Source organism: Dulcicalothrix desertica PCC 7102, from assembly GCF_003991905.1.
In the GTDB taxonomy this organism is placed as follows: Bacteria; Cyanobacteriota; Cyanobacteriia; order Cyanobacteriales; family Nostocaceae; genus Dulcicalothrix; species Dulcicalothrix desertica.
Window position 1 is genome coordinate 41,194 of record NZ_RSCL01000041.1, and the last position, 22,261, is coordinate 63,454.

24 protein-coding genes are annotated in these 22,261 nt (G+C 38.3%); 12 read left to right on the forward strand and 12 right to left on the reverse strand.

The genetic code is table 11. The features are described from left to right. Positions 1-3: 3 nt before the first annotated feature. Together DSM106972_RS46005 and hisG are read right to left on the reverse strand one after the other, a co-directional pair. Positions 4-705: a class I SAM-dependent methyltransferase gene (locus DSM106972_RS46005; protein ID WP_127087007.1), complete on the reverse strand. Its 702-nt coding sequence runs from the start codon at positions 703-705 to the stop codon at positions 4-6. A 108-nt stretch (positions 706-813) separates the two neighbouring features. Next, positions 814-1,461: an ATP phosphoribosyltransferase gene (gene hisG / locus DSM106972_RS46010; RefSeq protein ID WP_127086983.1), complete on the reverse strand. Its 648-nt coding sequence runs from the start codon at positions 1,459-1,461 to the stop codon at positions 814-816. A 35-nt stretch (positions 1,462-1,496) separates the two neighbouring features. On the opposite strand from hisG, the gene rppA reads away from it, so the two are divergent. Continuing rightward, positions 1,497-2,180, forward strand: coding sequence for a two-component system response regulator RppA (gene rppA / locus DSM106972_RS46015; protein WP_127086984.1), 684 nt, complete (start codon positions 1,497-1,499; stop codon positions 2,178-2,180). A gap of 31 nt (positions 2,181-2,211) precedes the next feature. On the opposite strand, the gene DSM106972_RS46020 is transcribed toward rppA, so the two are convergent. Continuing rightward, complete coding sequence (locus tag DSM106972_RS46020; protein ID WP_127086985.1) at positions 2,212-3,285, reverse strand: 1-acyl-sn-glycerol-3-phosphate acyltransferase; 1,074 nt, start codon at positions 3,283-3,285, stop codon at positions 2,212-2,214. 264 nt (positions 3,286-3,549) lie between these two features. On the opposite strand from DSM106972_RS46020, the gene DSM106972_RS46025 reads away from it, so the two are divergent. After that, on the forward strand, positions 3,550-5,175 hold the full coding sequence (locus DSM106972_RS46025) for a DUF2079 domain-containing protein (protein WP_127086986.1): 1,626 nt from the start codon (positions 3,550-3,552) through the stop codon (positions 5,173-5,175). 48 nt (positions 5,176-5,223) lie between these two features. On the opposite strand, the gene DSM106972_RS46030 is transcribed toward DSM106972_RS46025, so the two are convergent. The 4 genes from DSM106972_RS46030 to DSM106972_RS46045 all read right to left on the reverse strand — a co-directional run bounded on the left by DSM106972_RS46030 (position 5,224) and on the right by DSM106972_RS46045 (position 9,949). Then, entirely contained in the window at positions 5,224-6,621 is a 1,398-nt protein-coding gene (locus tag DSM106972_RS46030; RefSeq protein ID WP_127086987.1) for a hypothetical protein, read from the reverse strand. 189 nt (positions 6,622-6,810) lie between these two features. Then, positions 6,811-8,010: an aspartate aminotransferase gene (locus tag DSM106972_RS46035; RefSeq protein ID WP_127086988.1), complete on the reverse strand. Its 1,200-nt coding sequence runs from the start codon at positions 8,008-8,010 to the stop codon at positions 6,811-6,813. Beyond that, complete coding sequence (locus DSM106972_RS46040) at positions 8,007-9,191, reverse strand: iron-containing alcohol dehydrogenase family protein (RefSeq protein ID WP_127086989.1); 1,185 nt, start codon at positions 9,189-9,191, stop codon at positions 8,007-8,009. The genes DSM106972_RS46035 and DSM106972_RS46040 overlap by 4 nt, the downstream gene beginning before the upstream one ends. 236 nt (positions 9,192-9,427) lie before the next feature. Then, positions 9,428-9,949 carry a Ycf51 family protein gene (locus DSM106972_RS46045; protein WP_127086990.1) on the reverse strand — a complete coding sequence of 174 codons (522 nt, stop codon included), beginning with the start codon at positions 9,947-9,949 and terminating at the stop codon, positions 9,428-9,430. Positions 9,950-10,142: 193 nt separating this feature from the next. Here DSM106972_RS46045 and DSM106972_RS46050 point away from each other — a divergent pair, with 193 nt between their 5' ends. Next, positions 10,143-10,355: a hypervirulence associated TUDOR domain-containing protein gene (locus tag DSM106972_RS46050; RefSeq protein WP_127086991.1), complete on the forward strand. Its 213-nt coding sequence runs from the start codon at positions 10,143-10,145 to the stop codon at positions 10,353-10,355. A 16-nt stretch (positions 10,356-10,371) separates the two neighbouring features. Continuing rightward, on the forward strand, positions 10,372-10,707 hold the full coding sequence (locus DSM106972_RS46055) for a DUF3140 domain-containing protein (protein ID WP_127086992.1): 336 nt from the start codon (positions 10,372-10,374) through the stop codon (positions 10,705-10,707). A 69-nt stretch (positions 10,708-10,776) separates the two neighbouring features. On the opposite strand, the gene DSM106972_RS46060 is transcribed toward DSM106972_RS46055, so the two are convergent. After that, positions 10,777-11,124 carry a hypothetical protein gene (locus DSM106972_RS46060; RefSeq protein WP_127086993.1) on the reverse strand — a complete coding sequence of 116 codons (348 nt, stop codon included), beginning with the start codon at positions 11,122-11,124 and terminating at the stop codon, positions 10,777-10,779. A gap of 617 nt (positions 11,125-11,741) precedes the next feature. After that, a complete protein-coding gene (locus DSM106972_RS46065) occupies positions 11,742-12,776 on the reverse strand; it encodes an NAD(P)/FAD-dependent oxidoreductase (protein ID WP_127086994.1) in 1,035 nt (344 codons plus the stop codon). Positions 12,777-12,913: 137 nt separating this feature from the next. On the opposite strand from DSM106972_RS46065, the gene DSM106972_RS46070 reads away from it, so the two are divergent. From DSM106972_RS46070 to DSM106972_RS46085, 4 genes are all read left to right on the forward strand, one after another. Then, complete coding sequence (locus DSM106972_RS46070; protein ID WP_127086995.1) at positions 12,914-13,762, forward strand: YaaW family protein; 849 nt, start codon at positions 12,914-12,916, stop codon at positions 13,760-13,762. A gap of 134 nt (positions 13,763-13,896) precedes the next feature. Beyond that, positions 13,897-15,207: an O-antigen ligase family protein gene (locus tag DSM106972_RS46075; RefSeq protein WP_127086996.1), complete on the forward strand. Its 1,311-nt coding sequence runs from the start codon at positions 13,897-13,899 to the stop codon at positions 15,205-15,207. Positions 15,208-15,515: 308 nt separating this feature from the next. Beyond that, entirely contained in the window at positions 15,516-15,887 is a 372-nt protein-coding gene (locus DSM106972_RS46080; protein ID WP_127086997.1) for a hypothetical protein, read from the forward strand. Positions 15,888-16,066: 179 nt separating this feature from the next. After that, on the forward strand, positions 16,067-16,960 hold the full coding sequence (locus DSM106972_RS46085) for a bestrophin family protein (RefSeq protein WP_127086998.1): 894 nt from the start codon (positions 16,067-16,069) through the stop codon (positions 16,958-16,960). A gap of 95 nt (positions 16,961-17,055) precedes the next feature. Here DSM106972_RS46085 and DSM106972_RS46090 read toward each other — a convergent pair whose 3' ends face one another. Continuing rightward, positions 17,056-17,286 carry a hypothetical protein gene (locus tag DSM106972_RS46090; RefSeq protein WP_127086999.1) on the reverse strand — a complete coding sequence of 77 codons (231 nt, stop codon included), beginning with the start codon at positions 17,284-17,286 and terminating at the stop codon, positions 17,056-17,058. On the opposite strand from DSM106972_RS46090, the gene DSM106972_RS46095 reads away from it, so the two are divergent. The 3 genes from DSM106972_RS46095 to DSM106972_RS46100 are packed head-to-tail and all read left to right on the forward strand — an operon-like array spanning position 17,268 to position 19,077. Continuing rightward, complete coding sequence (locus DSM106972_RS46095; RefSeq protein ID WP_127087000.1) at positions 17,268-18,521, forward strand: hypothetical protein; 1,254 nt, start codon at positions 17,268-17,270, stop codon at positions 18,519-18,521. The genes DSM106972_RS46090 and DSM106972_RS46095 overlap by 19 nt on opposite strands. A 4-nt stretch (positions 18,522-18,525) precedes the next feature. Then, positions 18,526-18,699, forward strand: a complete 174-nt coding sequence (locus DSM106972_RS51880; RefSeq protein ID WP_158632990.1) for a hypothetical protein — start codon at positions 18,526-18,528, stop codon at positions 18,697-18,699. Between the two features lie 3 nt (positions 18,700-18,702). Then, positions 18,703-19,077, forward strand: a complete 375-nt coding sequence (locus tag DSM106972_RS46100) for a hypothetical protein (protein WP_127087001.1) — start codon at positions 18,703-18,705, stop codon at positions 19,075-19,077. Here the strand turns inward: DSM106972_RS46100 and DSM106972_RS46105 are convergent. Both DSM106972_RS46105 and DSM106972_RS46110 read right to left on the reverse strand, forming a co-directional pair. After that, positions 19,009-19,722, reverse strand: coding sequence for an XcyI family restriction endonuclease (locus tag DSM106972_RS46105; protein WP_158632991.1), 714 nt, complete (start codon positions 19,720-19,722; stop codon positions 19,009-19,011). The two genes, DSM106972_RS46100 and DSM106972_RS46105, sit on opposite strands and share 69 nt — an antisense overlap. A 5-nt stretch (positions 19,723-19,727) precedes the next feature. Continuing rightward, complete coding sequence (locus DSM106972_RS46110) at positions 19,728-21,188, reverse strand: hypothetical protein (RefSeq protein WP_127087003.1); 1,461 nt, start codon at positions 21,186-21,188, stop codon at positions 19,728-19,730. 96 nt (positions 21,189-21,284) lie between these two features. Between DSM106972_RS46110 and DSM106972_RS46115 the strand changes: the two genes are divergently transcribed. After that, a complete protein-coding gene (locus DSM106972_RS46115) occupies positions 21,285-21,860 on the forward strand; it encodes a Uma2 family endonuclease (protein ID WP_127087004.1) in 576 nt (191 codons plus the stop codon). Positions 21,861-22,261 lie beyond the last annotated feature (401 nt).

Consider the following 22,261-nt stretch of genomic DNA (forward strand, 5'->3'; position numbering starts at 1 on the left):
CGTTCAACATGTTGATGCGACCCAACCACCTACCCAAATTCCTGTATAAAACCTTATTACATTTGTAAAACCAGCTTGCTGCAATAATTCATAAACACGCGCTTCTTCTACTGGATAAATACCTTTTTCAAAGGTGGCAAGCATTTCTTTTATATTTGCTTCAGTTCTTCCCATTTCTTCCCAATATGATTGTATGTAGGTAATTATCCGTTCAAATTCGGGTGTGCCTTTTTTACCAAATATATCAACTAAAATGAAAGGCGCCCCTTGTTTTAAGCGTTGAGCAATACTCTGTAAAAAGGCTAATTTGGCATCATCGGGAATGAAATGCATTACCAAAATCGATGTTGCTGCGTCGTATAACGGTGTTGATGGTAATTCGTGCGTGTAGGTTTGTTGTAATGTTATACATTCCGATAAATTATGTTGCTCGATTTTGGTGCGTGCTATTTCAAGCATGTTGGCACTAGGGTCAATGCCTAGAAATGACCATTCTGAGTTACTTTGACTGTATCGTATCAACTCCATTCCTGTGCCGGCGCCTACTATTAGTAGGTTTGCGGTTTTGGGTAGGTGCGATTTTAAGATTGATAGTGCCATTGTATGCATTGCTTCGTAACCTGGTAAAGCAATGCGCGCCATTTCATCGTATTCGCTGGTTGGCACTGTTGGGTTTGTATCAAAATCAATGGTTGGTTTTTGCATGGGTTCTTGTGGGGTGGGCATCCTTGCCCGCCCTGTATATTTTGTTTGTTGGGGGCGGGTTTTGGGGGCGGGTTTACAAGGTTTTTCGTTTGTTTTGGAGGATATGGGTTAACCCGCCCCTACGGTAATGGCGTGGCGGGCTTTGCTGATTAATTCGTCCATGTTACCTACGTTTAAACGGTAACTTAATGGGTGGGCTATTAAACGGGCGGTACTTTCGTACAGTCTCTCGATTTCTATTAAACCGTTTTCGTGTAGGGTTCTTCCTGTGGATACTATATCTACGATGGCTTCGGAGATTCCTGTTATGGGTCCTAGTTCTACTGAACCTGATAAGGGGATGATTTCTACTGGTAAGTCAAGACTTTGGAAGTATTCACGCGCGCAGTTGACGTATTTTGATGCAACTCTACCGTTTGCTGGCAAGTCTAATGCTGAACGATAAGAACTTGATTCTTTTACTGCTACCGATAATCGACAGTAACCAAATTTTAAATCAACAAGGTGAGCTACACTTGGTTTTTTCTCACGTAATACATCGTATCCAACTATACCTAAATGTGCTTGCCCATATTCTACATATACTGGAACGTCTTGTGCCCTAACTAATAGCCCTTTAGCTTTTCCACTTGCGTCGGGCAGTTGTAATTGACGAGTTCCTGAGTCTAAAAAAGCACTAAAATCTAGTCCAATATCTTGTAATAAGCGAATGCTATCTTTTAAAAGTCCACCTTTGGGCAATGCAACAGTAATCATACGAAGTAGGGGCAGGTTCACAGAAATATAATATTATGAAAATCCTTTTGGTTGATGACGAAGTAGAGCTTACAGACCCTTTAAGTCGATTACTGACGCGCGAAGGGTATAACGTTGATGCTGCCTATGATGGATTACATGGCAGTGAGTTAGCACTGAGTGGCGATTATAACTTGTTGATTTTAGATTGGATGTTACCTGGAAAAAGCGGGCTAGAAATTTGTCAAGAACTCCGGCGCCAAGGTAAAACAACACCTGTACTATTTCTCACAGCAAAAGATACGCTTGATGACCGAGTTAAAGGTTTAGATGCAGGTGCCGATGATTACTTAGTTAAACCGTTTGAACTGCGGGAGTTACTTGCACGAGTACGGGCACTACTGCGACGTTCATCAACTACACAAGTGCAAGAGGCGCCGACTCCGCGTTTAATTAAAGCTGATTTAGAATTAGATATCGAAAATCAAGTTGCTTACCGTACTGGTAGAGTAATTGAACTATCAGAAAAAGAAAGTCAGTTATTACAATTTTTTATGGAAAATTCAGGGCAGTTACTTACACATGCCCAAATTATGGAAAATTTATGGAACGATACCGAGCAACCAAGTAGTAATGTAATTGCAGCATTAATTCGCTTACTGCGTCGCAAAATTGAATCAATAGGAGAAACACAATTAATTCATACCGTTTATGGTAAAGGTTATCGTTTTGGTAATTAGTAGTAATTAGTAGAGTGGACTGAAGTCCACATTACAAATGCTCTTGTGGAACGGCTGGGGACAGCCGTTTCATATCTATAGATTTCTGCATTTTTTCCTTTAATGCTTGCGCTCTTTGATAAGCCTCTGTACGGTTATTATCAACTTCTTCTAGACCAATGTCTTCAAGAGTTTGAATGTAATAACGTAACCGCGCGCGCATCGCCCAAACACCCATCGAAGGAAAAATAGCTAGTAATAGTATTAATGGAGAAATGGGCAAAAATGGTAGTTTGAATAGTCTTTGAATTTTTTTGATATTGATAGCAAAAGGATGCAAATTCTCGCTACCAACACAAATTACTGGCAGAACTGGAACCTGATAGCGCTGACTTAATTGCTCAAAACTAATATCAAAGTTTTGTAGCTGATAGCGTTTTTGCCAACCTTTTTGCGGTCCACGCAATCCTTCAGGAGCATAAAGAATTACCTGACGTTCTTTAACAGCGCTTTCAAACGCTTTAAATTCGGCACGTATACCACCCAAAACGTTTGACCATCCCACAGGCAACCACCAAACTATCCAAGGATGTTCAAACAATGCTACTCCTGCAAGTGGTTTTATTGTCCAATTTCGTTTTTCGCTTAGTAAATATCCAAGAGTTATAAAATCCCAAGGAAAGCACATTCCAGCATGGTTCATAACTACCATTAGAGGTTCTGTTGCTGGTAAATTTTCAATTTGCTGTAACTCTGCGCGGAAATATTTTTTAATAATCGGTGTCAATATTTCCTGACGAAATGCCTGTTGATAATAATGATTAAACTCAGTTTGTTCGTTACGGGGTGAGCGACAACCTAAACGTAACCAACGTATTAATAAAGCTAAGTAAAATCCACCAGGAATAAGGAATAATCCATACTCATACCATTTCCAACCATCAGGGTCAGAATGGTAATGTTGCCAGTGACGATTGAATAAAACTAGCCATCCTGGGGGATACCATAAGCAAAACCAGTCAAACCAGCTATATTTATAGCCACTATTTCTATCACCCTCATTTGAAAATGCTTGTAACTGAGGGTTTATGACACTAATATAACTTTGCAACTTTTGATTTATCACGATTTTATAACAGATTCTACTAAATGCCGTTGATTTTAACTTTCTAGACTTGATTTAAGCCTCTTTCTATAGAGCTAATTTATATTTTCTCTATTCTAAAGTAAATAAATATACTTCGCCACGTATCAATCAAAATAATCAGATTATCGACATCTACAAATTAAAGAATCAGAGCATTTGATAATTGATTGTTAAAATCTTGTTTTTCGTTTCTCAATATGTTATTTATGTAGGCATTTAAATATACAGGTTGTAAACTGTAACATGCTGATAAGCAAAATCAAGAAGTTGTCACTGGATGAAACTTCTGGCTGGCGCCTTGTATGTGTACTCGCTAGCATTTTTTTTGTACTAGTATCATTTTTTGCACTACATCGGTTTTACAGCTTTTATGCTTCTTATGACCAAGCACTTTTTGACCAGTTGTTTTGGAACACTATCCACGGACGTTTTTTCCAGGGTTCGTTATCGTCGGGTCAATCGAGTGCTGTTATTGCTGATGGTCAGATACATAAGGTTTTCTATAATCATTTAGGACAGCACTTCGTCATCGATTTTATATTATGGTTGCCAATATACGCTTTGTTCCCAACAGGCGCCACCTTAGTTCTTTTGCAGGTAGCTTTAATGACAGCGGGTGGTTTGGTACTTTATGCTACTTCGCGTCATTATTTGCCTACTAACATCGCTGTCTTAATTGTAGCTGCTTACTTTGGCGCCAATACAGTCATTGGACCAACATTGGCAAATTTTTATGAATATTGTCAAATTCCTTTGTTTGTATTTAGTATGCTCTGGGCATTTGCAAAACGTAAATGGTCATTGTTTTGGTTATTTGTAGCTTTAACGTTAGGAATCCGCGAAGATACCGGAATCACTCTATTTGGTTTTGGGCTTTACTTAATATATACTCGTCGTCATGCTAGGGTCGGAATTGCTTTGTGTTTAGTTAGCTTTGCTTATGTGTCGCTGATAACTAATCAAGTTATGGAATTATTTTCTAATGATAATTCACGACTATATTTAAAAGGAATTTTTGGTAAATTTGCTCCTGGTAATGATAGTCCCAGTACGCTACAAATTTTGTGGGGAATGATAACTCACCCTGTAGAGGTTTTCAAAAGTGTGTTCATTCCTTTTGATAGAAGGGTACGATATATGCTCAACCACTGGTTGCCTTTATTATTTGTACCAGTAATATCACCTACTGCTTGGATAACAATAAGTCCTCCTTTATTAGTCCTTTTAATTCAAGAGCGAAAACTTGCCCTCGGAGTGAATATTCGATATGCTTTAACTGTAATGCCAGGTATTTATTATGGCGCCATTATATGGTGGTCACAAAATCAAAATAAGTTTAATGCTTCTGTACAGCGATGGTGGATTAGGTGTATAGTTTTATCATTAATTATTACTGTGATATCGAGTCCGAATCGTGCATTTTACTTTTTAATACCTGAATCATTTAATCCTTGGGTATACACTCCATTAACTCGTCAGTGGGAACATGTAGGACACGTCCGCACGTTGATGAATAATATAAATCCTTCTTCAAGCGTTTCAACAACAACTTATCTACTTCCGCATCTTGCCACTCGTCGTAAAATTGTGCGTTTACCTCATATCCAAATACAAAACGATTTGAAGCAAATTGAATATGTAGAATTTATATTAGCAGATGTATGGCGTGATTTACGCTACCAAAAAAGCTTTCAAGATGAACGAACGGATTTAGTTAATTTTGCTTCGTTAGTAGACAGATTCATTAATGAATATAAATATGGGATTGTAGATATTCAAGATGATGTGATACTGCTGCAAAAACAATTGATATCGCAACCAAATGTTTTAAATAAATGGGCTAAATTACGTGCAGAATTACAAGAATAAAGTTGATATTTTTATTATTAGCCCCCCTGACGCACGGGGGGATTAAAATCAATGATGTTGAGTTTTTCGGTTTGAAGTAAATTTATAACAGTGGCTAACAGCAATTTTACGACTTTCAAATAACTCTTGGAGTGCGTAAATAATTTTCTCTGCTAAAGCATTTTCAAAGCTGGCAATAAATTCTTCACTGGAAATATTGCCTAGAAAGAATTGTTTTGCCAAGTCACACTGATTTTGAATACCATTGAATCCAATTAGTTTAACAATAAATGTAGCGATAGGAGAATGTTGTAAGTCGCTATAGTTACTCTTAGCGCGTCCAAATTTCAGTAAATTCCACACTTCTTGTTCAATATTATTTTTTATCTCATAGGGATTCGCAACTTCTGGCAAGAAATGTTCAAGTCGCATAAAAGTAAAACCGCGCAAAGGCACTTCTCCCATCATGATGACTAAGGGAATGTCTAATCCGATGGTAAACGAAATCGCTTCAATCAACGCAATAGTGACAAGTTTAGCTTTTAGGTATAGTTGAGCAATCTCAATATTTCGTTTCGCATAATATTCAAAAATATTATAAGTATGGCGCCGAGGTTCATCTTGAAAACAGCGAAAAATAACTTCTGGTTTGAGTGAAGCCATAAACCCTTCCATTTTTTGAATAGCGAGTCTATAGTCGGCAACCGTATAAGCACCGGTAGCGCTAAGATTATGATTCGTTTCGGGAAGTAAGTTCCAGGTGTTTGCTAGAAATCTTGCTGCACTTGGATGCGCGAAACTAGATACATCGCGGTTAGCGACACGCACACCTCTTTTTATGGTTTCACACAGTTCAGCATCCGTGACGAGTAAGTAGAACTTTTGGGTTGTGAATTTTAAGCGTTCTAAAAGTTGTTCGCTTGCTGTTAAACCTTTTTCACATGCTGAACGAAATGGAATAGTCGCTTCGATACACGCTACTATTTGCATTAACAATGGCGCTCCTGCAAAGGGTTCTAAGACTTTTGCAGCAACCAAAGCGCTTAAAAACTCGTTTTGTCCTGCATAAGGGTTGAGAACTTGCCCAGGAACAAATCCAAAAACTGAAGTAACAATTTCAAAGATTGTATCAGCTGGTAAATCTGACTGACTGCGAATTGTTAGGTGCCCATTAATTTCTTTGGTAAACGGAGAAATATAATAACCGACATTAAAATGAATGCTCCAGTCAACTTGTACATAAACAAGGTCATGGAATAATGCCGCCAAAACTTCAATTGGGTCTTTACTGCCACCGACTTCAAAAATATGTTGCGGAGTATGAAAGAACCGCCAAGGGCCCGTCATCGGCTGCACAATCAAGTCAGTAATATGCTCAAGTTTAGACTGCGAAATCTCCAATTTGAGGCTTTCGGTTGCCCAGGTCAGCCGCTTTAAGCATTTTTGATACGCTTTTGCGCTATCCATTTAACATCCTCTTATGAAACCAATTTAGAATAAAAAACTAGCCTGGGTAAGTGTTAACGTACACTTGCTTAGTTCTTCTCTATATATAAGCGAGGATTTATGTATCGGGTATCCGGTAAATTATGGAAAAATTACATCCGTATTTTCACGTATATGTAGAGACGCGATATATCGCGTCTCTACAACACATTATGCAAAGGCTTCAGCTTTATAGCGAATACCAGCTTGTTTAAGCCGTCGCAAAACTTCGCCTAAACGGTCACATTCCGAAATCAAGCTGACGCGCACGTATCCTTCACCACCACTACCAAAAGCATTACCTGGTGTTACCACTACACCTGTCTTTTGTAATACATCAAGTGCAAAATCAGTTGAACTCATTCCTGGTGGGCAAGGAATCCACAAATACATAGTGGCTTTGGTTTTCGGAACATCCCATCCTAATTGTGATAATCCTTCAATGAGGAAATCACGACGGGTTTGGTAGCGTTTTTGCACCTCGTACAAGTAAGTATCTGGAAGTTGTAAGGCAGTTTCTGCCGCAGATTGTAATGCCGCAAAAATACCGTAATCCAAATTTGTTTTGAGTGTTCGCAGTCCCTGAATAACATGACGGTTGCCAACTACAAAGCCAACGCGCCAACCTGCCATATTATAGGTTTTGGACATTGTGTGAAACTCTACACCAATTTCTTTGGCGCCGGGAATTTCTAGTAAACTCGTAGGTTGATAGCCATCAAAAGCCAACTCGGCGTAACATAAATCATGCACTAGCAGAATTTCATACTTACGAGCAAAAGCAACTATTTCTTCAAAAAATTCACGCGGAGCAGTTGCCGCCGTTGGATTACTAGGATAATTGAAATAAAGAATTTTAGCTTTATGTGCGACCTCATCAGGAATTGCCGCTAAATCAATTAACCAATTATTTTCTGGCTTCAAAACTAAGCTATAAACCTCTCCCCCAGCAATTAAGGGCCCGCGAAAATGTACTGGATACGATGGTGAAGGCACTAGGACAACATCACCTGGATTAATATAAGCTAGCGCTAAATGTGCCAAACCTTCTTTAGAACCAAGTAAAGGTAAAGCTTCACTGTCGGAGTCTAACTTTACACCATAGCGACGATAGTACCAATTTGTTATACAACCTCGAAAACTAGCAGTTCCTTCAAATGGTGGATAACCGTGATTTGCAGGGTTCTGTAACGCTTTCACCGCAGCATCAATGACTGGTTGAGGTGTACTACCATCAGGATTGCCCATTCCCAAGTCAATCAAATCTAAACCTTGTTGCCGCGCGTTTGCCTTGAGTTCATCTAACCGGGCAAATGGATAAGCCGGTAAATTTTGTATACGTTCTGCGGACTTAATCCAACTTAAACTCATTGCTCAACCTCATCACTCACTCCCAACACCGAAACGCGACTCATCGTATTATTATCTATTGGCGCCGTCGTAGATACCATTGCTGCCATCAACTGTTCGGAGGAAACTTTAAACGGTAATCTATGAATATCTGATTTAGGGTCGAGGGCAATTTCTACGGCACAAAGTAGTTGTCGCAGAGTCACATCTCCCAAACCCAAATCATTCAAATTACGCGGCAAACCAATTTCTGCATAGAACTTTAACAACTGTTGTCTTGCAGAGGAAGCGAGTTGGTTACCTTGAACCATCTCTTCTAAACGCAACTGCACCAAAATTCCAAAAGCTACTTTCTCACCGTGGATACTATGGCGCCCGCAAATATGAGTTAATCCATTGTGAACTGCATGTGCTGCAACCGTTCGACATTGGGCACCACCCAAACCACCAATAACTCCTGCCATTAAAACAGAAGCATCAACCACTTCGCGCCAAGCATCACCACCAGGTTCTTTGAGTGCTTGTAAGGATTTTTGGAAGAGAATATCGCGTAATACACGTGCTTGCTGAACGGCAGCAATAATCATAGTTTGCTCAGAATGCCCACTACTAACCGAAGCTTCATACCACTTAGCTAAAGCATCGCCAATACCTGCTACTAGAGTCCGAGTTGGCGCCGTTTGCACCAAATCGTAATCTAAAATAAGCAAATCAGGGCAGCGCGCTAACCCAACATCGTAAAGAAATGCTCCCTCATCCGAATAAACGTTAGATAGAGCAGTCCACCCAGCACAAGTTGCCGCCGAAGTTGGAACTGTTACTACTGGCACATCTAACTGATAAGCAATAAGCTTCGCTGTATCTAGTGCTTTACCACCACCTACGCCAATAATTACATCACAAGAATGCTTTTTGGCTTCAGTACGTAAAGAAACTAAACTAGCTTCACTACAATCAGGAGTGTAACAAGCACATGAACATTGCAATGAAGAAGCATTCAAGATAGGCTTCAAAAAACCTTCAATTGCAGTCAGCGTTTTACCACCAATAATCAAAGGACGCTTACCCAAACGGGCAATATCATCAACAGCAGCAGCCAACACTTGGGTACCGCGAATTACCTTCGCAGGGGCAACTGCAAGGAAAGATAACGAACTAGAAGTTTGAGTAGACAACTTTTCGGCTAAAAATTTATTAGGCATATAACTAATTAACTAACAGTAACATTTCTGCATACTTTTTGATAAAGTTCTTAACTAGTAAGTATCCGCTTTCCATTTCTTTAATACATATGCATTAAGTTATACAGTAACTACCTTCAAGTAATATTTTATTTCAAAATAATAAAAATTGTATCAGTAAACACAAAATTGGCAACGGATAGAACGGATGCAACGGATGCATAACTTATCCGTTACATCCGTTTATAATCCGTTGCCTATGCTGTTGGTTTTGCTAATAAAGCAAATTTATCTTCAAAAATTTCAATTGCCATGCTTGAGTCATCGCGACTAGCTAAAGAGCGTTTGGCTTGTCCAATGTACAAAGGTATTGAAACACCTGGTTCTGGGTGAATTACGGTACGTGCGCGGATTAACATGAGATTATTAGTACCAGCACCGAGGCGCCCAGCGGAGTACAAATCACTTGCAGCTTGGCGAAGAGTGGCATCGAGTTGGGTTTGGGTGATATCGTTCTTAAGTGAAATTACGGTTTGCGTCGCTCCATTGTCGTAAACTAAGTTGTAGCGAACGGCGCCAGGAATTACTGTTCGTGTTAGTGGCGCCAGTGATAAGGCAAACAAACCTCCTGTAATAACTAACATGAACCCGGTTGTACCCACAAGTCGAAACCGAATACCCCATTTAAAAACAAAAGCTAAAATTGCTATAGCGGCTAAAGCTAAAGTGGCAATTCCCGACCACTGAGTATATTGGAGAAATTCTGGTTGGATATTCATATAAGAAGTCGCACGTTGCCTTTTAAGTTTTATTAACAAATCTATATTTTACTGCGTAGGTGCAAATTTATTTTTATAAATATCCCCAAGCAGATAGATAAAATAATTTATACCAAAGGCTGATTCATCAGGTTTGGGCAGCAAAGATAATAAGCGGGTATATGAGCAAGTAGAAAGCAAAAGGACAAAACCCGTGTCTGAAGAATTAAAAGCAGGTGACAAAGTTAAATGGAAGACTTCACGTGGTGAAACCGTAGGAGAAGTCGAAGAAAAACTTACCTCACCCACAGATATAAAAGGACATCACGTAGCAGCTTCTAAGGATAATCCTCAGTATTTAGTTAAAAGTGACAAAACTGGTAAAGAAGCAGCACACAAACCAGATTCACTCGAAAAAGTAGATTAATTACCAATAACAAACTATGAGTAAGGAAGTAAAATCTGTAATTGAAGAATTTCGCACGTCAGTAAACATGAAACCAAAAGAGTTGGAGTCATGGTTAGATACGGAAGAATCAAAATCCGTAGGGATGACGAAAGATGGAGAAGACGAATCAGTTGGGCATAAATCTGGAAAGCATATTATAGAGTTACTGCAAAAAGACGAAGATGAATATACAGAAGAAGATTTTGCTCACATGAAAAAAGTCGTTAGTTATATTCATCGTCACTCAGCACAAAAACCAGAGGGTGATATTGAAAACACCCGCTGGTATTATTCCCTCAAAAACTGGGGATATGACGCAATTAAAAAGTGAGGAGTTAGGAATGAGGAGTTAGGAGTTAAAATTCCTAACTCCTCACTCCTAACTCCTAACTTAAATAGATTATCCAAACCAGTGTGAAGGTTCGCAATTTGGTTGAACTGTATCATTAAACAATCTGCTAATCCATTCAGATTTTTGTTCCATAATCGAACAAATTCCTTGGTGAATTATACTTTGGACGTGCAACTTTGCTTGCAAAGGGTTACGTGGTAACTTATAATTGATTCCACAAGCTGTATCAAAATCGCTATCTAAGCAAGGAATCTGCGCCGCTACATAATCTATTAAGTCTTGACGAATGTCAGGAATTGCAAATACTTGTTGATAAGGAGTGTAAGGATATGTATCTAATACCTTTTGTATTTCTCCAACAACTGATTGCAATGTTAATTTAACAGCAGTTTCCATATCTATACTCCCTTAATTATTTGAAACATGACTAAGTTTATAGTTGTTGTAAGCAAACAAATTTTGCTCAAGTGAGTTTTTTAATTGATCAAACTACTTGAGTTATATTTTGCTTCTTAAACAAAAGTTCATCTTTAGTAAACAAATTTTTACTAATCAACATAAGTCTGCTGACATCCAAATTTCGTAAGCAGCCTTATCTTAATTATTTAGATTTTCTGACTTTTCGCGCAAAAAATACACAAAACTCATTGTGAACATTTTGGGCGCCATCCCTTAATAATAAATATATTATTAAGAATTAGCTTCTTTACTTACCAATTACAGTTACTAACTCTAATTGCTGTATCTTTACTACTATGTATTAATCAATACAAATTATCTTGCAAAAAGATTATTGTACAGTAAATATACAAACAAGTGTAATTAAGTAGTTGGTATCAAAACTTACGACTCATCTATTCTATGAAACTATTTTCTGGATAGGTAGTGTAATTATTTTTTTTAATTATTTCTTAAGATTTAGATTATTCTACGTATATATACTTAATAAGCACGTAGGTATAACCCAACATTGATAATATTAATAGCAAGGTGGGCATTGCCCACCCTACAACCTACAATTTCCAATCTTCAAGGGTGGTATTGGGTCGAAGTTGAGAGTTTACAGCACTTGCTGCGCTGAGTCCAGAATCAACGGCGCCTGAAATTAAATTACCTCCACACCAATCACCGCAGCACACTAAGGGCTGTAAAGTTTCGGCAGTTAAAAAAGTTTCTTGTAAGGGGTGCTTGGGAAAAGCGTAACGCCAACGATGAACTTGTAACCAATCAGGAGATGCAAGCCAGTCAAACCCGACCGAGTTGGCGACAGTACGTAACATCTGTTGTCCTACAGGCTGTAAATCTTGAGTCTCTAAATTTTGTGCGGCAAAATCAGCGCTACTTTGAACTACGAAAACAGGTTGTGAGGGGTTAAGACGTTTAGTGCTATCGAAACCAATCCATCCTAGGATATTATCGTTCTCAAATGTTATGGCTTTCCATTGAGGAAGTGGTGTTGACGTAGCTGGATAGCCAGCCATGACGGTGATACTTGGAAAAAATTCAACCGAACGCAGTTTGTTAATAAATGTGGAATTAAGAATACTACCTTCGAGTGGTTCAAGTAGGGTTAAAGCTTGGGGGGCAGGAATTGCCGTAATAAGTACTTTAGTACTTATAGATTGATGTGATTCAAGAGTCAGGCGCCATTGATTATCATCAAAATTAACTTCAACAACACGCCGTTCAAGAATTACATCTAAACCTTGTGCCAGAAACTTAGCTATAGAACTCATTCCATTCGGACTTACATACCTCGGTTGCATAGAAGACACAATATTTTGTGTCTTTTCCATAAAAGTACCGTTCCAAACTTGAAGAATGTTACGTTGTATTAATAACTCAACAAACTGAGTCATTAATTTACCTTTGGGCTTGAGGTAACATGCACCGTGGTCAGCACAAGTATTATGTAAGCGACGAGTTGCGACTCTGCCACCAAAACCACGCGATTTTTCAACTACTAACACCGAATAACCAGCTTGGGTTAACTGCTGCGCGCAAACTAAACCAGCCATTCCGGCGCCTATTATTACAACATCTGTCATTGGTTAGTGGTAAATGGTTAATGTATTAGTGGTCAATAATCAATTAGCTATCAGCTACTACTATTACCATTGAGTAATAAAACCTGATAGTAGAATAGGGAACAGAGAACAAGCTGTGCGATTTGGAGGAAGGGAAATTGGATGAACTGAGGGAAGCCTTGGAACTGGCAACAGAGGATGAATTAAAGGATTTAACAGCAATCTTGTTTAGTCGTAAATTCAACCCCCTCGATTACGTACAGACACCCGAACCAATCGAAGTGCAAAGCCAAAGCCGTGAAGCTTGGCTATCGGCGCTAGAAGAACGCTTTCGGTATTTAGCCGCCGATGGTATTACGGTTTTACGGGGACGCACCAATCAAGTTACCTACCGACAAGCCCTAATTCAGGTTTGTAAGTATTTAAAAGTAACTTATTCAGATGATTTGGCGACAGTTGATTTAGAAGCTGAACTTTTTCTACATTTATTAGGGCGCGTTTGGCGAAAATTACCCCCTGCGGAAAAACAAAAGTTGACCGAACGAGTACAAGCGCAGCTAGCAAAATCGATATCCACAAACGAACCACTACCTTTATTATTGCAACCCGACCCACTCGGACTGCTATTTAAAGGAGGTAGCGCGCTGGCTTTAACTTCGGTAGTGCAACCGCTGTTGCTCAGACAAATCGCGCGTCAATTTGCTACGCATTTCGCAGCGTATCAAATGGCACGCCAAGCTGCAATTCAAGGAGGAAAAATAGCAGCCGACCAATTCCAAAATTACGTGGGTTTACAGATGGCACGTCAAGGAATGGCAGTAAATGCAGCACGATACGGCGCCGCGCGTACAGTGTTTGCCTTTATTGGTCCAATGATGTGGACATGGTTTCTTGCTGATTTAGGGTGGCGAGCGATAGCAACAAATTACGGTCGGATAATCCCCACAATTTTTACAATCGCACAAATTCGTCTAACTCGTGGCGAAGAATGTTGGGAACCTGCTTGACTTTAATGTCATTAGTCATTAGTCATAAGTTTAAAGTTTAAAAGTTATTAGTCATTTGTCGTTAGTCCTTCGTCATCAGACCCAGGACGAGCGGGCAAAAGACCAACAACAATTAGCAATAGTACTTTTGACAAATGACTAAACACGGTTCACAGCATCCAGATTCAAAATTACAACTACCTTGGAATTTCGCTCAAGTAGGAGTGTTGATTTTTCCTCTAATGCCTGTATTGGGGGTGATTAACTTAAGCTTGGCACTACTTATTACTTGGTGGCTTAAGTACAAAAGTATTGTAAAGCGCCCTATCAATCAGGGATTTGGCATTTTTAGCTTAGTGCTTATTATCACAACGTTTTTTGCACAGGAAAAAATACCCGCACTACTGGGATTACCAAATTTTGTACCCTTCATTTTATTATTTTGCGCCTTTGATACTTTAATTCAAACAACAGCCCAACTACGGCGCCTTGCTTGGATAATGGTAATCACTTCTATACCAGTTGCATTACTCGGTTTAGGACAAATGTTCTTAGGCTTAAAAACTCCGGAATTAATCTTTAATATATTTGGTTGGACAATTACACCTGGAGGAAACCCTTTAGGTCGCATGTCTTCTGTATTTATGTACGCGAATATCCTAGCTGGGTATTTAGTAATAGTTTTTATTCTCGCATCTGGATTGTGGTTAGAAAAGATAGGGGAAAAAAAACGTCTTTCATACTCAGCACTCAGAACTCAGCACTCATTACTCTTCCTGACATTTGCTGTACTTCTCAATTTTGCAGCACTAATATTAACTAATTCACGTAATGCTTGGTTAATAGCAATTTTAGCTTGTGTTGCTTATGCAGTTTTTAAAGGATGGCGCCTTATAGTTGGTTTTTTTGGCGCCGTTACAGCTAGTGTACTTTTAGCAGCATTCGCACCGACATCTATCGCTGGGATATTTCGTACCTTCGTTCCAGCATTTTTTTGGGCACGTTTAAACGACCAAATGTTTCCAGACCGACCAGTTCAACTAATGCGAACAACACAATGGCAGTTTGCCTGGTCAATGGCACAACAGCGTCCTTTAACAGGTTGGGGACTAAGAAACTTTACCCCCGTATACCAAGAAAAAATGCATATTTGGTTAGGACATCCCCACAACTTCTTTTTAATGCTATCCGCAGAAATAGGAATACCCAACACACTATTATTTATAAGCTTAATTATCTGGATTTTAATTTCCAGTATACGAGTACTAAAACAATCAATATGTTCTGAACAAGACAAACTAATATTCTTCAGCTATTTTCTAATTGTCATATCATGGGTAATTTTTAACACAGTAGACGTAAGTTTATTTGACTTGCGACTCAATGCACTTTCATGGCTGTTACTAGGCGCCGTTTCAGGAGTATCTTACCGCTACAATCACGTTAAACAAGAACTAGACACGTAATAGTAACTTCTCCCTTGCCTCAACAAAAATCAGTGTATATACCACTGTCATATAAGTTTACACGTTAATAAAATTACTAGTATTCACATCTATGACTGTGATGTGGCTAACGTGGAATTAGTCACTGTTGCTGATTGTTGGGAAGGTGTAGGTAATACCCTGTCATGGGTTTCCCTGCATAACAGGGCATCTTAATAAGATGCCCTTTATTTTAAGAAACCTGGTTTCTCCAACACTGAACAAAACAATCTTCAATTTTAACCAAAAGAAACCAGGTTTCTCAGTATCACGCAATAAAACAACTTTTTATGAACACATATTCAAAACTTGTAATATACCTACTTGGTGTACTTACCTGGAATCTCCTATCCACACCAGCAGAAGCCTCAGTCGTATGTAAAAGCGGCACAATTGTTAATTACCCAAACGGACAACTAAACAACTGTATTTTAGCAAAAGACCTAACCGTACAAATCGTAGTAAACAACGTTTCCGCAACAGTCCCTTGCAAAGCAAACGATTACGTAACCTTCACCGAAAAAAGCATGTTTCAAAACTGTAGACTATCGCAAAAAATACAAATTATACAAGGTAACTCAGCCGGAACATGTGACAAAGATATGATGCTTCACATATCAACGCTAGCAGACGAAAAACAATATCTTAGTTGCCGCTTTTAATTTTATTTTTTCCTAACCCCTCTTTGGCGCCAAGAGGGCTTATTTACTATAAAAATACAGATGTATCCTTGGCAACTCATAAAGTTGAGCGTTAAATTTAACAGTGAAATAAGGTACATTGTTAAAAAGCGTGCAAAATGCATTTAATGCGCGTACCAAATAAATATTATTTAATTAATATGCCTGCTGAAAGAGGATACTGGCTAAAAAGCGCACTACAAATAAAAGGTTCTGTTATCAGAGCAATACATAGACGAGTTATAGGTTGTGGAATTTTTGCCGTTTTCATTTCGGTACTTCATTATTACAAGTTGCCTGTATCACAACCAATATTAGGCAGTCTCATACCGAGTATCGTTTTAGGTTTATTGCTAGTATTTCGTACCAATACCGCATACGAACGCTTTTGGGAAGGTCGAAAGTGTTGGGGGTCGATGGTTAATAATGTCAGAAACCTGGCACGGCAAATATGGGTTTCGGTTAATGAAGCTGAATACGAAGATAGAAAAAGCAAAATTGCAACATTATATTTATTAGTAGCATTTGCGGTAGCGACAAAAATTCATTTGCGAGGAGAACAAGTCAATGCGGAATTAGAAGAACTCATGCCTGAAACACGGTACGCAAAATTAACAATGATAGATAATCCTCCTCTCGAAGTTGCCTTTTGGATAGGAGATTATTTACAGCATCAATACGACCGTAACTGTATTAACAGCTATCAACTTTCAGCAATGCAAGAACTAGTTAACCAATTAGTTGATAACCTCGGCGCCTGTGAAAGAATTTTGCGAACACCAATGCCACTAGCTTACGCAATACATCTCAAACAACTATTATTACTTTACTGCCTATCATTACCCTTTCAAATGGTCGCAAGTCTAGGGTGGTGGACAGGCTTTGTTTCAGCACTAATCAGCTTTACACTATTTGGTATAGAAGCAATAGGTTTAGAAATAGAAAACCCCTTTGGCTACGATGCAAACGACTTACCCCTCGATACTATTTGCAAAACCATAAAGCGCAACATCGACGACTTAATCAAACTAAAACCTAAAGTCCACGCCAACTAGCACACTCTGTCATAAGTCGCGAACGAAGCATCTGGCACCCTGTCATGCTGAGGCACGAAGCATCTGCTACCCTGTCATGCTGAGGCACGAAGCATCTAGAACGAAGCATCTGGCACCCTGTCATGAGTCGCGAACGAAGCATCTTCAAGAATTTTTACCCGATTAGGCGCCGATGACACAGAGAAAAGAGCATATTGGCGCCTACTTCCCACAATTAATGAGTGCTGTAAATTTACATTAAATCTTAAAGCCAATCTTATCAGTGCATGTATACTAGATAAAATTATCCATTCCAAACTAAATAACCATGCAGTCACCTCAAGCATTTACCCCTTCAGAACTGCAACAATTTATAGAACAACCGCAACAGTTATTAAACCAACCTGTTGACTATCAGCTTACCGTAGCAAATTACAGCGAGGCGCCGCGTCAACTCCTAGAAGTGCTAGCTAACAGCGCACATCCCGAAGTCGCTCAAGCCGCGAGTATGCACGTAAACCTAGCCGGAGAAGCAGGTGAAGATTGGCAGGAAATAGCAGAAGAAGCAATAAAAACGGCGCCGTTAGGACAAAACGACCGCTTAGTCGCAGAATTATTGAGATTGGCGCCTGTTCCAGAAGTATTAGTAAGCCAGTGGATGCCAGGACATCGATTAATAGAAGGCATTGAAAACCAATACATGCCACAAAGGTATAGAGTCAAGCTACTAGAAAGACTCGCACTTTCCCCAATTATTCAAGAACGACTCAAAGCTGCGGCACATCCAGATATTCCTTACAGCACATTAGAACAATTAGCAGGAGACTTAGAACTACCAATTCGTATAGCTGTTAAATATCATGCTAATAGCCCTACTCAACTAATAGAGCAAATAGAAGCTCAACATGAAATAGCTCAAAACTGGGAAACCAACCCAGAGGAATTAGCTGTACTTGGTAATAGTCCTTGGTCTTGGATTCGTTTAGCAGTCGCGCGTAATCCATACACACCACCTGAAACATTAGCAAAGTTAGCGCAAGATTCTTCTGAATCAATCCAATTGGCGATAGCACAAAACTTAGCGGCGCCTGCGGATGTCCTTGACTTACTGTTAAATCATTATAATGAAGCAGTGCCTAAAGCCATAGCCAAACATCCTAACGCTTCTGAAGATGCTTTAGTAAAATTATTTCCTCGTTATAAATATTATATTGTTGAAAGGAATAACCTACCTGCTAGCATCACCATACAAATAGCTAAGTCAGGTAACAGTAACGACAAACTCAAATTAATTCGTGACCCAAATACTCCTGGCTCAGTTCTCGCTGAATTAACTGACTATCCAGACGAATGGAGATGTTATGTTGCTCGACACCCAAACTTGCTAGTTAGTACATTGGAATGTCTTGCTCAAGATTCTGACCCATCGGTTCGCCTTGCTGTTTTTCAGAATTCACAAACACCAGAATATTTAAAAAATCAAATTTTAGATCATTTATTGAATTTAAACGAAAAAAATTTCGTAGCTCATGAAGCATTCAATGAAATGAGCGACGATGATATTTGTATAGAGGAAGTTTAAAAGAATGCTTAAAAAAGTAGATATTTTAGCGAGTATAGCACAATCCAAAACTTCTCCTGTTCACATTTTAGAACAATTAGCAACCCAAATAATTGCATCTAATATTACTTTAGCTAATCGTCCTATAGCCATCAAATTAATTGGGAATTGTAATACACCTTTAGCAATTATAAATTAATTATTGCAATTAATTAAGACTTACTCTCAACCAGACGATTACTCTAATTGGGAAATATATTTCGCATTAGCTTTTAACTCAGCTATTCCTGAGCAAGAAAGAAACCAATATTTTCGGCAACTAATAGAAATGAATTATGATGCTCGCCGGAATTTAGCAAGGTACCCAGAAACACCATCTTATATATTAGAAGAATTAGCAGAAACAGATGCAGCATGGGAAGTAATAGAAAATCCTCATACTCCTGCTAATGCTTTACGTAAATTAGTTCAACAAAAACAATCTCGTGGATATTTACTAGAAAATCCTTCAACACCTAGCGATGTAGTGATGAAAATTTTTAATGAGGCAATTTCGGTACTTTTTGAGATTTCCTAATTGTTCTTCAAGTTTATTAGAATCGTATAATTCGATTCCTGTGCCAGTACGCAGAATAAAAGCATGAAGAAGGTTTCTTTCTTTTGCCTCTTTTATGATAAGTCTCTGTACTAATTTTTCTGCTTCTTCTCCAATAGCATTACGCCATGAGCCATCAATTTGCGCCCCTGTAGATGCTAAAAGTATTGCGTGTAGCTCTTCTTCCGTAATACTTTCTACAGAGCTATCGATAATAAGCGAAATATGCTCATTAAAAAGTTTACATAGCTCTAATGCATTATTATCTGTTAAAGAGTAGCGATTTTCATCATCGGCTTCAAATTTACTTACGCTGATTTTGACTAAATTACTAACGGCTTTTTGAGACAATGCAGCAATATTCCGGTAGTAGGCTATCAATTGAGGTTGTTCTCTAATTAATCGGGGATGACAGAACACTTGAATTAGATGTAGTTGAGATTGCTCAATATAGTTAAATGCATCTTCTCCAATGCACCAGTTCAATTTATCCTGCCAATCATATAAATGCTCTACGGGAAATAGTAATTCTATTTTATTCCTTAGTGAAAGTGTATTATACTCCTTTAACTTACGATAAAAGAAAGTTGAGCGTAACCTATAATTAAGGCGATTTGCTTCTGTCACGATATTTACTTTTCCCAAATATAAACACATTTACGCAATTCGGAGCGACCGTGATTACCCATTTGTTGACTGCTATTACCCTTTCCTCGTCCTAATGTCCAAATGTATTTTGTAGTCAGCCCAAATGATTCTGCTATATCCGATAATATAAGGTCTACAGGAACTTCTTCCCCTGCGTATTGTACGTTATCGTTGACCATTGCTATTACACCACCTGGTTTGAGAACGCGCGCTAGTTCATAAATTACAAAGCTCATCTCGTAAAAGTAGTTACGAATCATTCGGATAATGTTTACATTGTTTAGTTTTCCTTGTTGCTTGTAGGTTTCTAGAATTCCTAATACTTCTTGTAAGGCGCCTTGTTTATTAAAAGTTGAATCTATCTTGATAAAATCATCGTAACGGTTTATTTGTATATAGTGTTTTTCTAATATATCCCGCTTATCTCGATTTTCTACGGTGCATGAAAGCATTGTTTGCCGTAAGCGCTTTACTTCGTCTTCACTGCATCCTAAAAATGCTAGCTCTAAAGCGTATGTACGTGTGTAGTCATATCTATTGACGTAGGGAGGAGAAGTAACGACAAAATCTATACTATTATTTGTTATGGTTGGGATGATTTCTAAACAAGTGCCTTGATGAAGTTGTAAGTTTACTTCTTTAAAGGCGCCTTTTTCTGGTTTTGGGTCAAATAAATCTAGTTGAACAGCGTCTTTATTTGACAAGTCTGATAAAATTTGAGCTAGCTTTTTGTGTATTGCATCTTTAAAGAGTAATATTTCCCCTTTAGAAAATTCCTTTTTGCCTCGTGAACGGCTCGAACGATAATCCCAACGTAAATATTGACCGTCTTTACGGGTGTAGCTAATATCTTCAAGAATACAAAATGCTGCAAATAGTAAAATATTACGTATAGAAATATCTTGAATATGGTTTTTACAATAAGATATATAACCTACTAGTTCTACTTCTTGAGACTCAGGAAAGGCGCCACTTGTAATTGCCAGATGATTAAATGCGTACTGTTGGTCATAATAATCAGAAAAATTTATTGTTTGAATTTGATTAATAACTAAACTTAAAGCTTCTACATGTATTGTTCGTGCATTGCTTTTTGCTTCTATGGCAAAAACACCAACGGGTAAAAGCTCAATTCCAATAGTTTGCCAGTTTAAATCACTTGCCGTAAATAATGAAGTTCCGACTCCTGCGAAAGGGTCAAGTAAGGCGCCGGGTTTTGGTTTTAAAGTATCAATTAGGTATGTAACAAGCTTTTCTGAAAATCCTTCTCGATATTTGAACCAAGAAAACTGGGTTTCTTTGTTGGCTTGAAAACTAACTAAAGTTCTATCCAAACAAGGATTGTGAATAATTTTAGACTTGTATTTATTGTAAAGGGCGCCTCTTTGAGTATTAGAAGTTGTTAATTGTGAGTTGCTTTTCTCTAAAATACTATTTTTATCCATTATTTAATAACCAAATTTATGCTGATTTTTTACCATAAACTAAGTTAGCTTGTACAATACAAGATAAAGGCTTGGACGGATTGGGGGTAATAACCGATGATTGCACAAGTTGAAAAAAAACATTATACGTGTGAAGAATATTTAGAGTTAGAGGTTAACTCGCTTGAACGCCATGAGTACATTGACGGTGAAATTATACTTATGACTGGTGGTACGCCGAATCATAGTCAAATTGCTGTAAACTTAGGTGGTACGCTTAATTACGTATTCAGGCGCCAACCTTATCGAGTCTCTGTTGCTGACCAAAGGTTGTGGATTCCCAAAAAACGTATTTATACTTATCCAGATGTAATGGTAGTTCAAGGCGACTTACAAATGCAAGAAGGGCGCCGGGATACAATAACCAACCCGTTAGTAATTGCTGAAGTTTTATCAAAATCTACTAAAAGTTATGATAAAGATGATAAGTTTGCCGCATATCGGACTATTCCAACTTTTCAAGAATATATTTTAATCGACCAATACACGGTACACGTTGAGCAGTACTTTAAAACAGATGATAAGCGTTGGACTTTTACTGAGTACGATGATTTGAATGAAACGCTTCGTTTAAATTCGATGGATTTTGAAATACCTTTGGCTGATATTTATGACAAAATTGAGTTTGAATAGAAAGATTTAATCCCCCCAACCCCCCTTAATAAGCTATCCATTACCCGGATCTTTCTCAACATTCATGAGAGTGTTCACTCACATCCCTCTAACCCTTATGGCGCCGTTTTTTATTCTCAATAAAAACCGTTTTTTAGCGATAAGATGAAAGCGAAATTGTCAAGTATGTTTGACACCTCAGTCTTCAAGACGCTTTTATAATAAGGGTTTTAAGATTGTTAAGAAAGATGTGACTAATGCATAGCTTAATAAGGGGGGCTTAGAGGGTATTTTTCAAATGATATTAATAACGGGCTAAAAATATTTTCTATACCTCTGTTACTGATACTTTTAACCTGGACATTTTTGAACATCTAAGACATTCTCAATGTTTAGTACAACATCACCAACAGAGTCAGTGA

What these genes read in the sequence shown, in the direction of transcription:
- DSM106972_RS46080 (WP_127086997.1), top strand. Translation starts at nt 15,516, where the DNA reads ATGAACACATATTCAAAACTTGTAATATACCTACTTGGTGTACTTACC.
- DSM106972_RS46030 (WP_127086987.1), bottom strand. Translation starts at nt 6,621, where the DNA reads ATGGATAGCGCAAAAGCGTATCAAAAATGCTTAAAGCGGCTGACCTGG.
- DSM106972_RS46110 (WP_127087003.1), bottom strand. Translation starts at nt 21,188, where the DNA reads ATGGATAAAAATAGTATTTTAGAGAAAAGCAACTCACAATTAACAACT.
- DSM106972_RS46095 (WP_127087000.1), top strand. Translation starts at nt 17,268, where the DNA reads ATGCAGTCACCTCAAGCATTTACCCCTTCAGAACTGCAACAATTTATA.
- DSM106972_RS46025 (WP_127086986.1), top strand. Translation starts at nt 3,550, where the DNA reads ATGCTGATAAGCAAAATCAAGAAGTTGTCACTGGATGAAACTTCTGGC.
- DSM106972_RS46115 (WP_127087004.1), top strand. Translation starts at nt 21,285, where the DNA reads ATGATTGCACAAGTTGAAAAAAAACATTATACGTGTGAAGAATATTTA.
- DSM106972_RS46005 (WP_127087007.1), bottom strand. Translation starts at nt 705, where the DNA reads ATGCAAAAACCAACCATTGATTTTGATACAAACCCAACAGTGCCAACC.
- DSM106972_RS46045 (WP_127086990.1), bottom strand. Translation starts at nt 9,949, where the DNA reads ATGAATATCCAACCAGAATTTCTCCAATATACTCAGTGGTCGGGAATT.
- DSM106972_RS46035 (WP_127086988.1), bottom strand. Translation starts at nt 8,010, where the DNA reads ATGAGTTTAAGTTGGATTAAGTCCGCAGAACGTATACAAAATTTACCG.
- DSM106972_RS46085 (WP_127086998.1), top strand. Translation starts at nt 16,067, where the DNA reads ATGCCTGCTGAAAGAGGATACTGGCTAAAAAGCGCACTACAAATAAAA.
- DSM106972_RS46040 (WP_127086989.1), bottom strand. Translation starts at nt 9,191, where the DNA reads ATGCCTAATAAATTTTTAGCCGAAAAGTTGTCTACTCAAACTTCTAGT.
- DSM106972_RS46090 (WP_127086999.1), bottom strand. Translation starts at nt 17,286, where the DNA reads ATGCTTGAGGTGACTGCATGGTTATTTAGTTTGGAATGGATAATTTTA.
- DSM106972_RS51880 (WP_158632990.1), top strand. Translation starts at nt 18,526, where the DNA reads ATGCTTAAAAAAGTAGATATTTTAGCGAGTATAGCACAATCCAAAACT.
- DSM106972_RS46065 (WP_127086994.1), bottom strand. Translation starts at nt 12,776, where the DNA reads ATGACAGATGTTGTAATAATAGGCGCCGGAATGGCTGGTTTAGTTTGC.
- hisG (WP_127086983.1), bottom strand. Translation starts at nt 1,461, where the DNA reads ATGATTACTGTTGCATTGCCCAAAGGTGGACTTTTAAAAGATAGCATT.
- DSM106972_RS46060 (WP_127086993.1), bottom strand. Translation starts at nt 11,124, where the DNA reads ATGGAAACTGCTGTTAAATTAACATTGCAATCAGTTGTTGGAGAAATA.
- DSM106972_RS46075 (WP_127086996.1), top strand. Translation starts at nt 13,897, where the DNA reads ATGACTAAACACGGTTCACAGCATCCAGATTCAAAATTACAACTACCT.
- DSM106972_RS46055 (WP_127086992.1), top strand. Translation starts at nt 10,372, where the DNA reads ATGAGTAAGGAAGTAAAATCTGTAATTGAAGAATTTCGCACGTCAGTA.
- rppA (WP_127086984.1), top strand. Translation starts at nt 1,497, where the DNA reads ATGAAAATCCTTTTGGTTGATGACGAAGTAGAGCTTACAGACCCTTTA.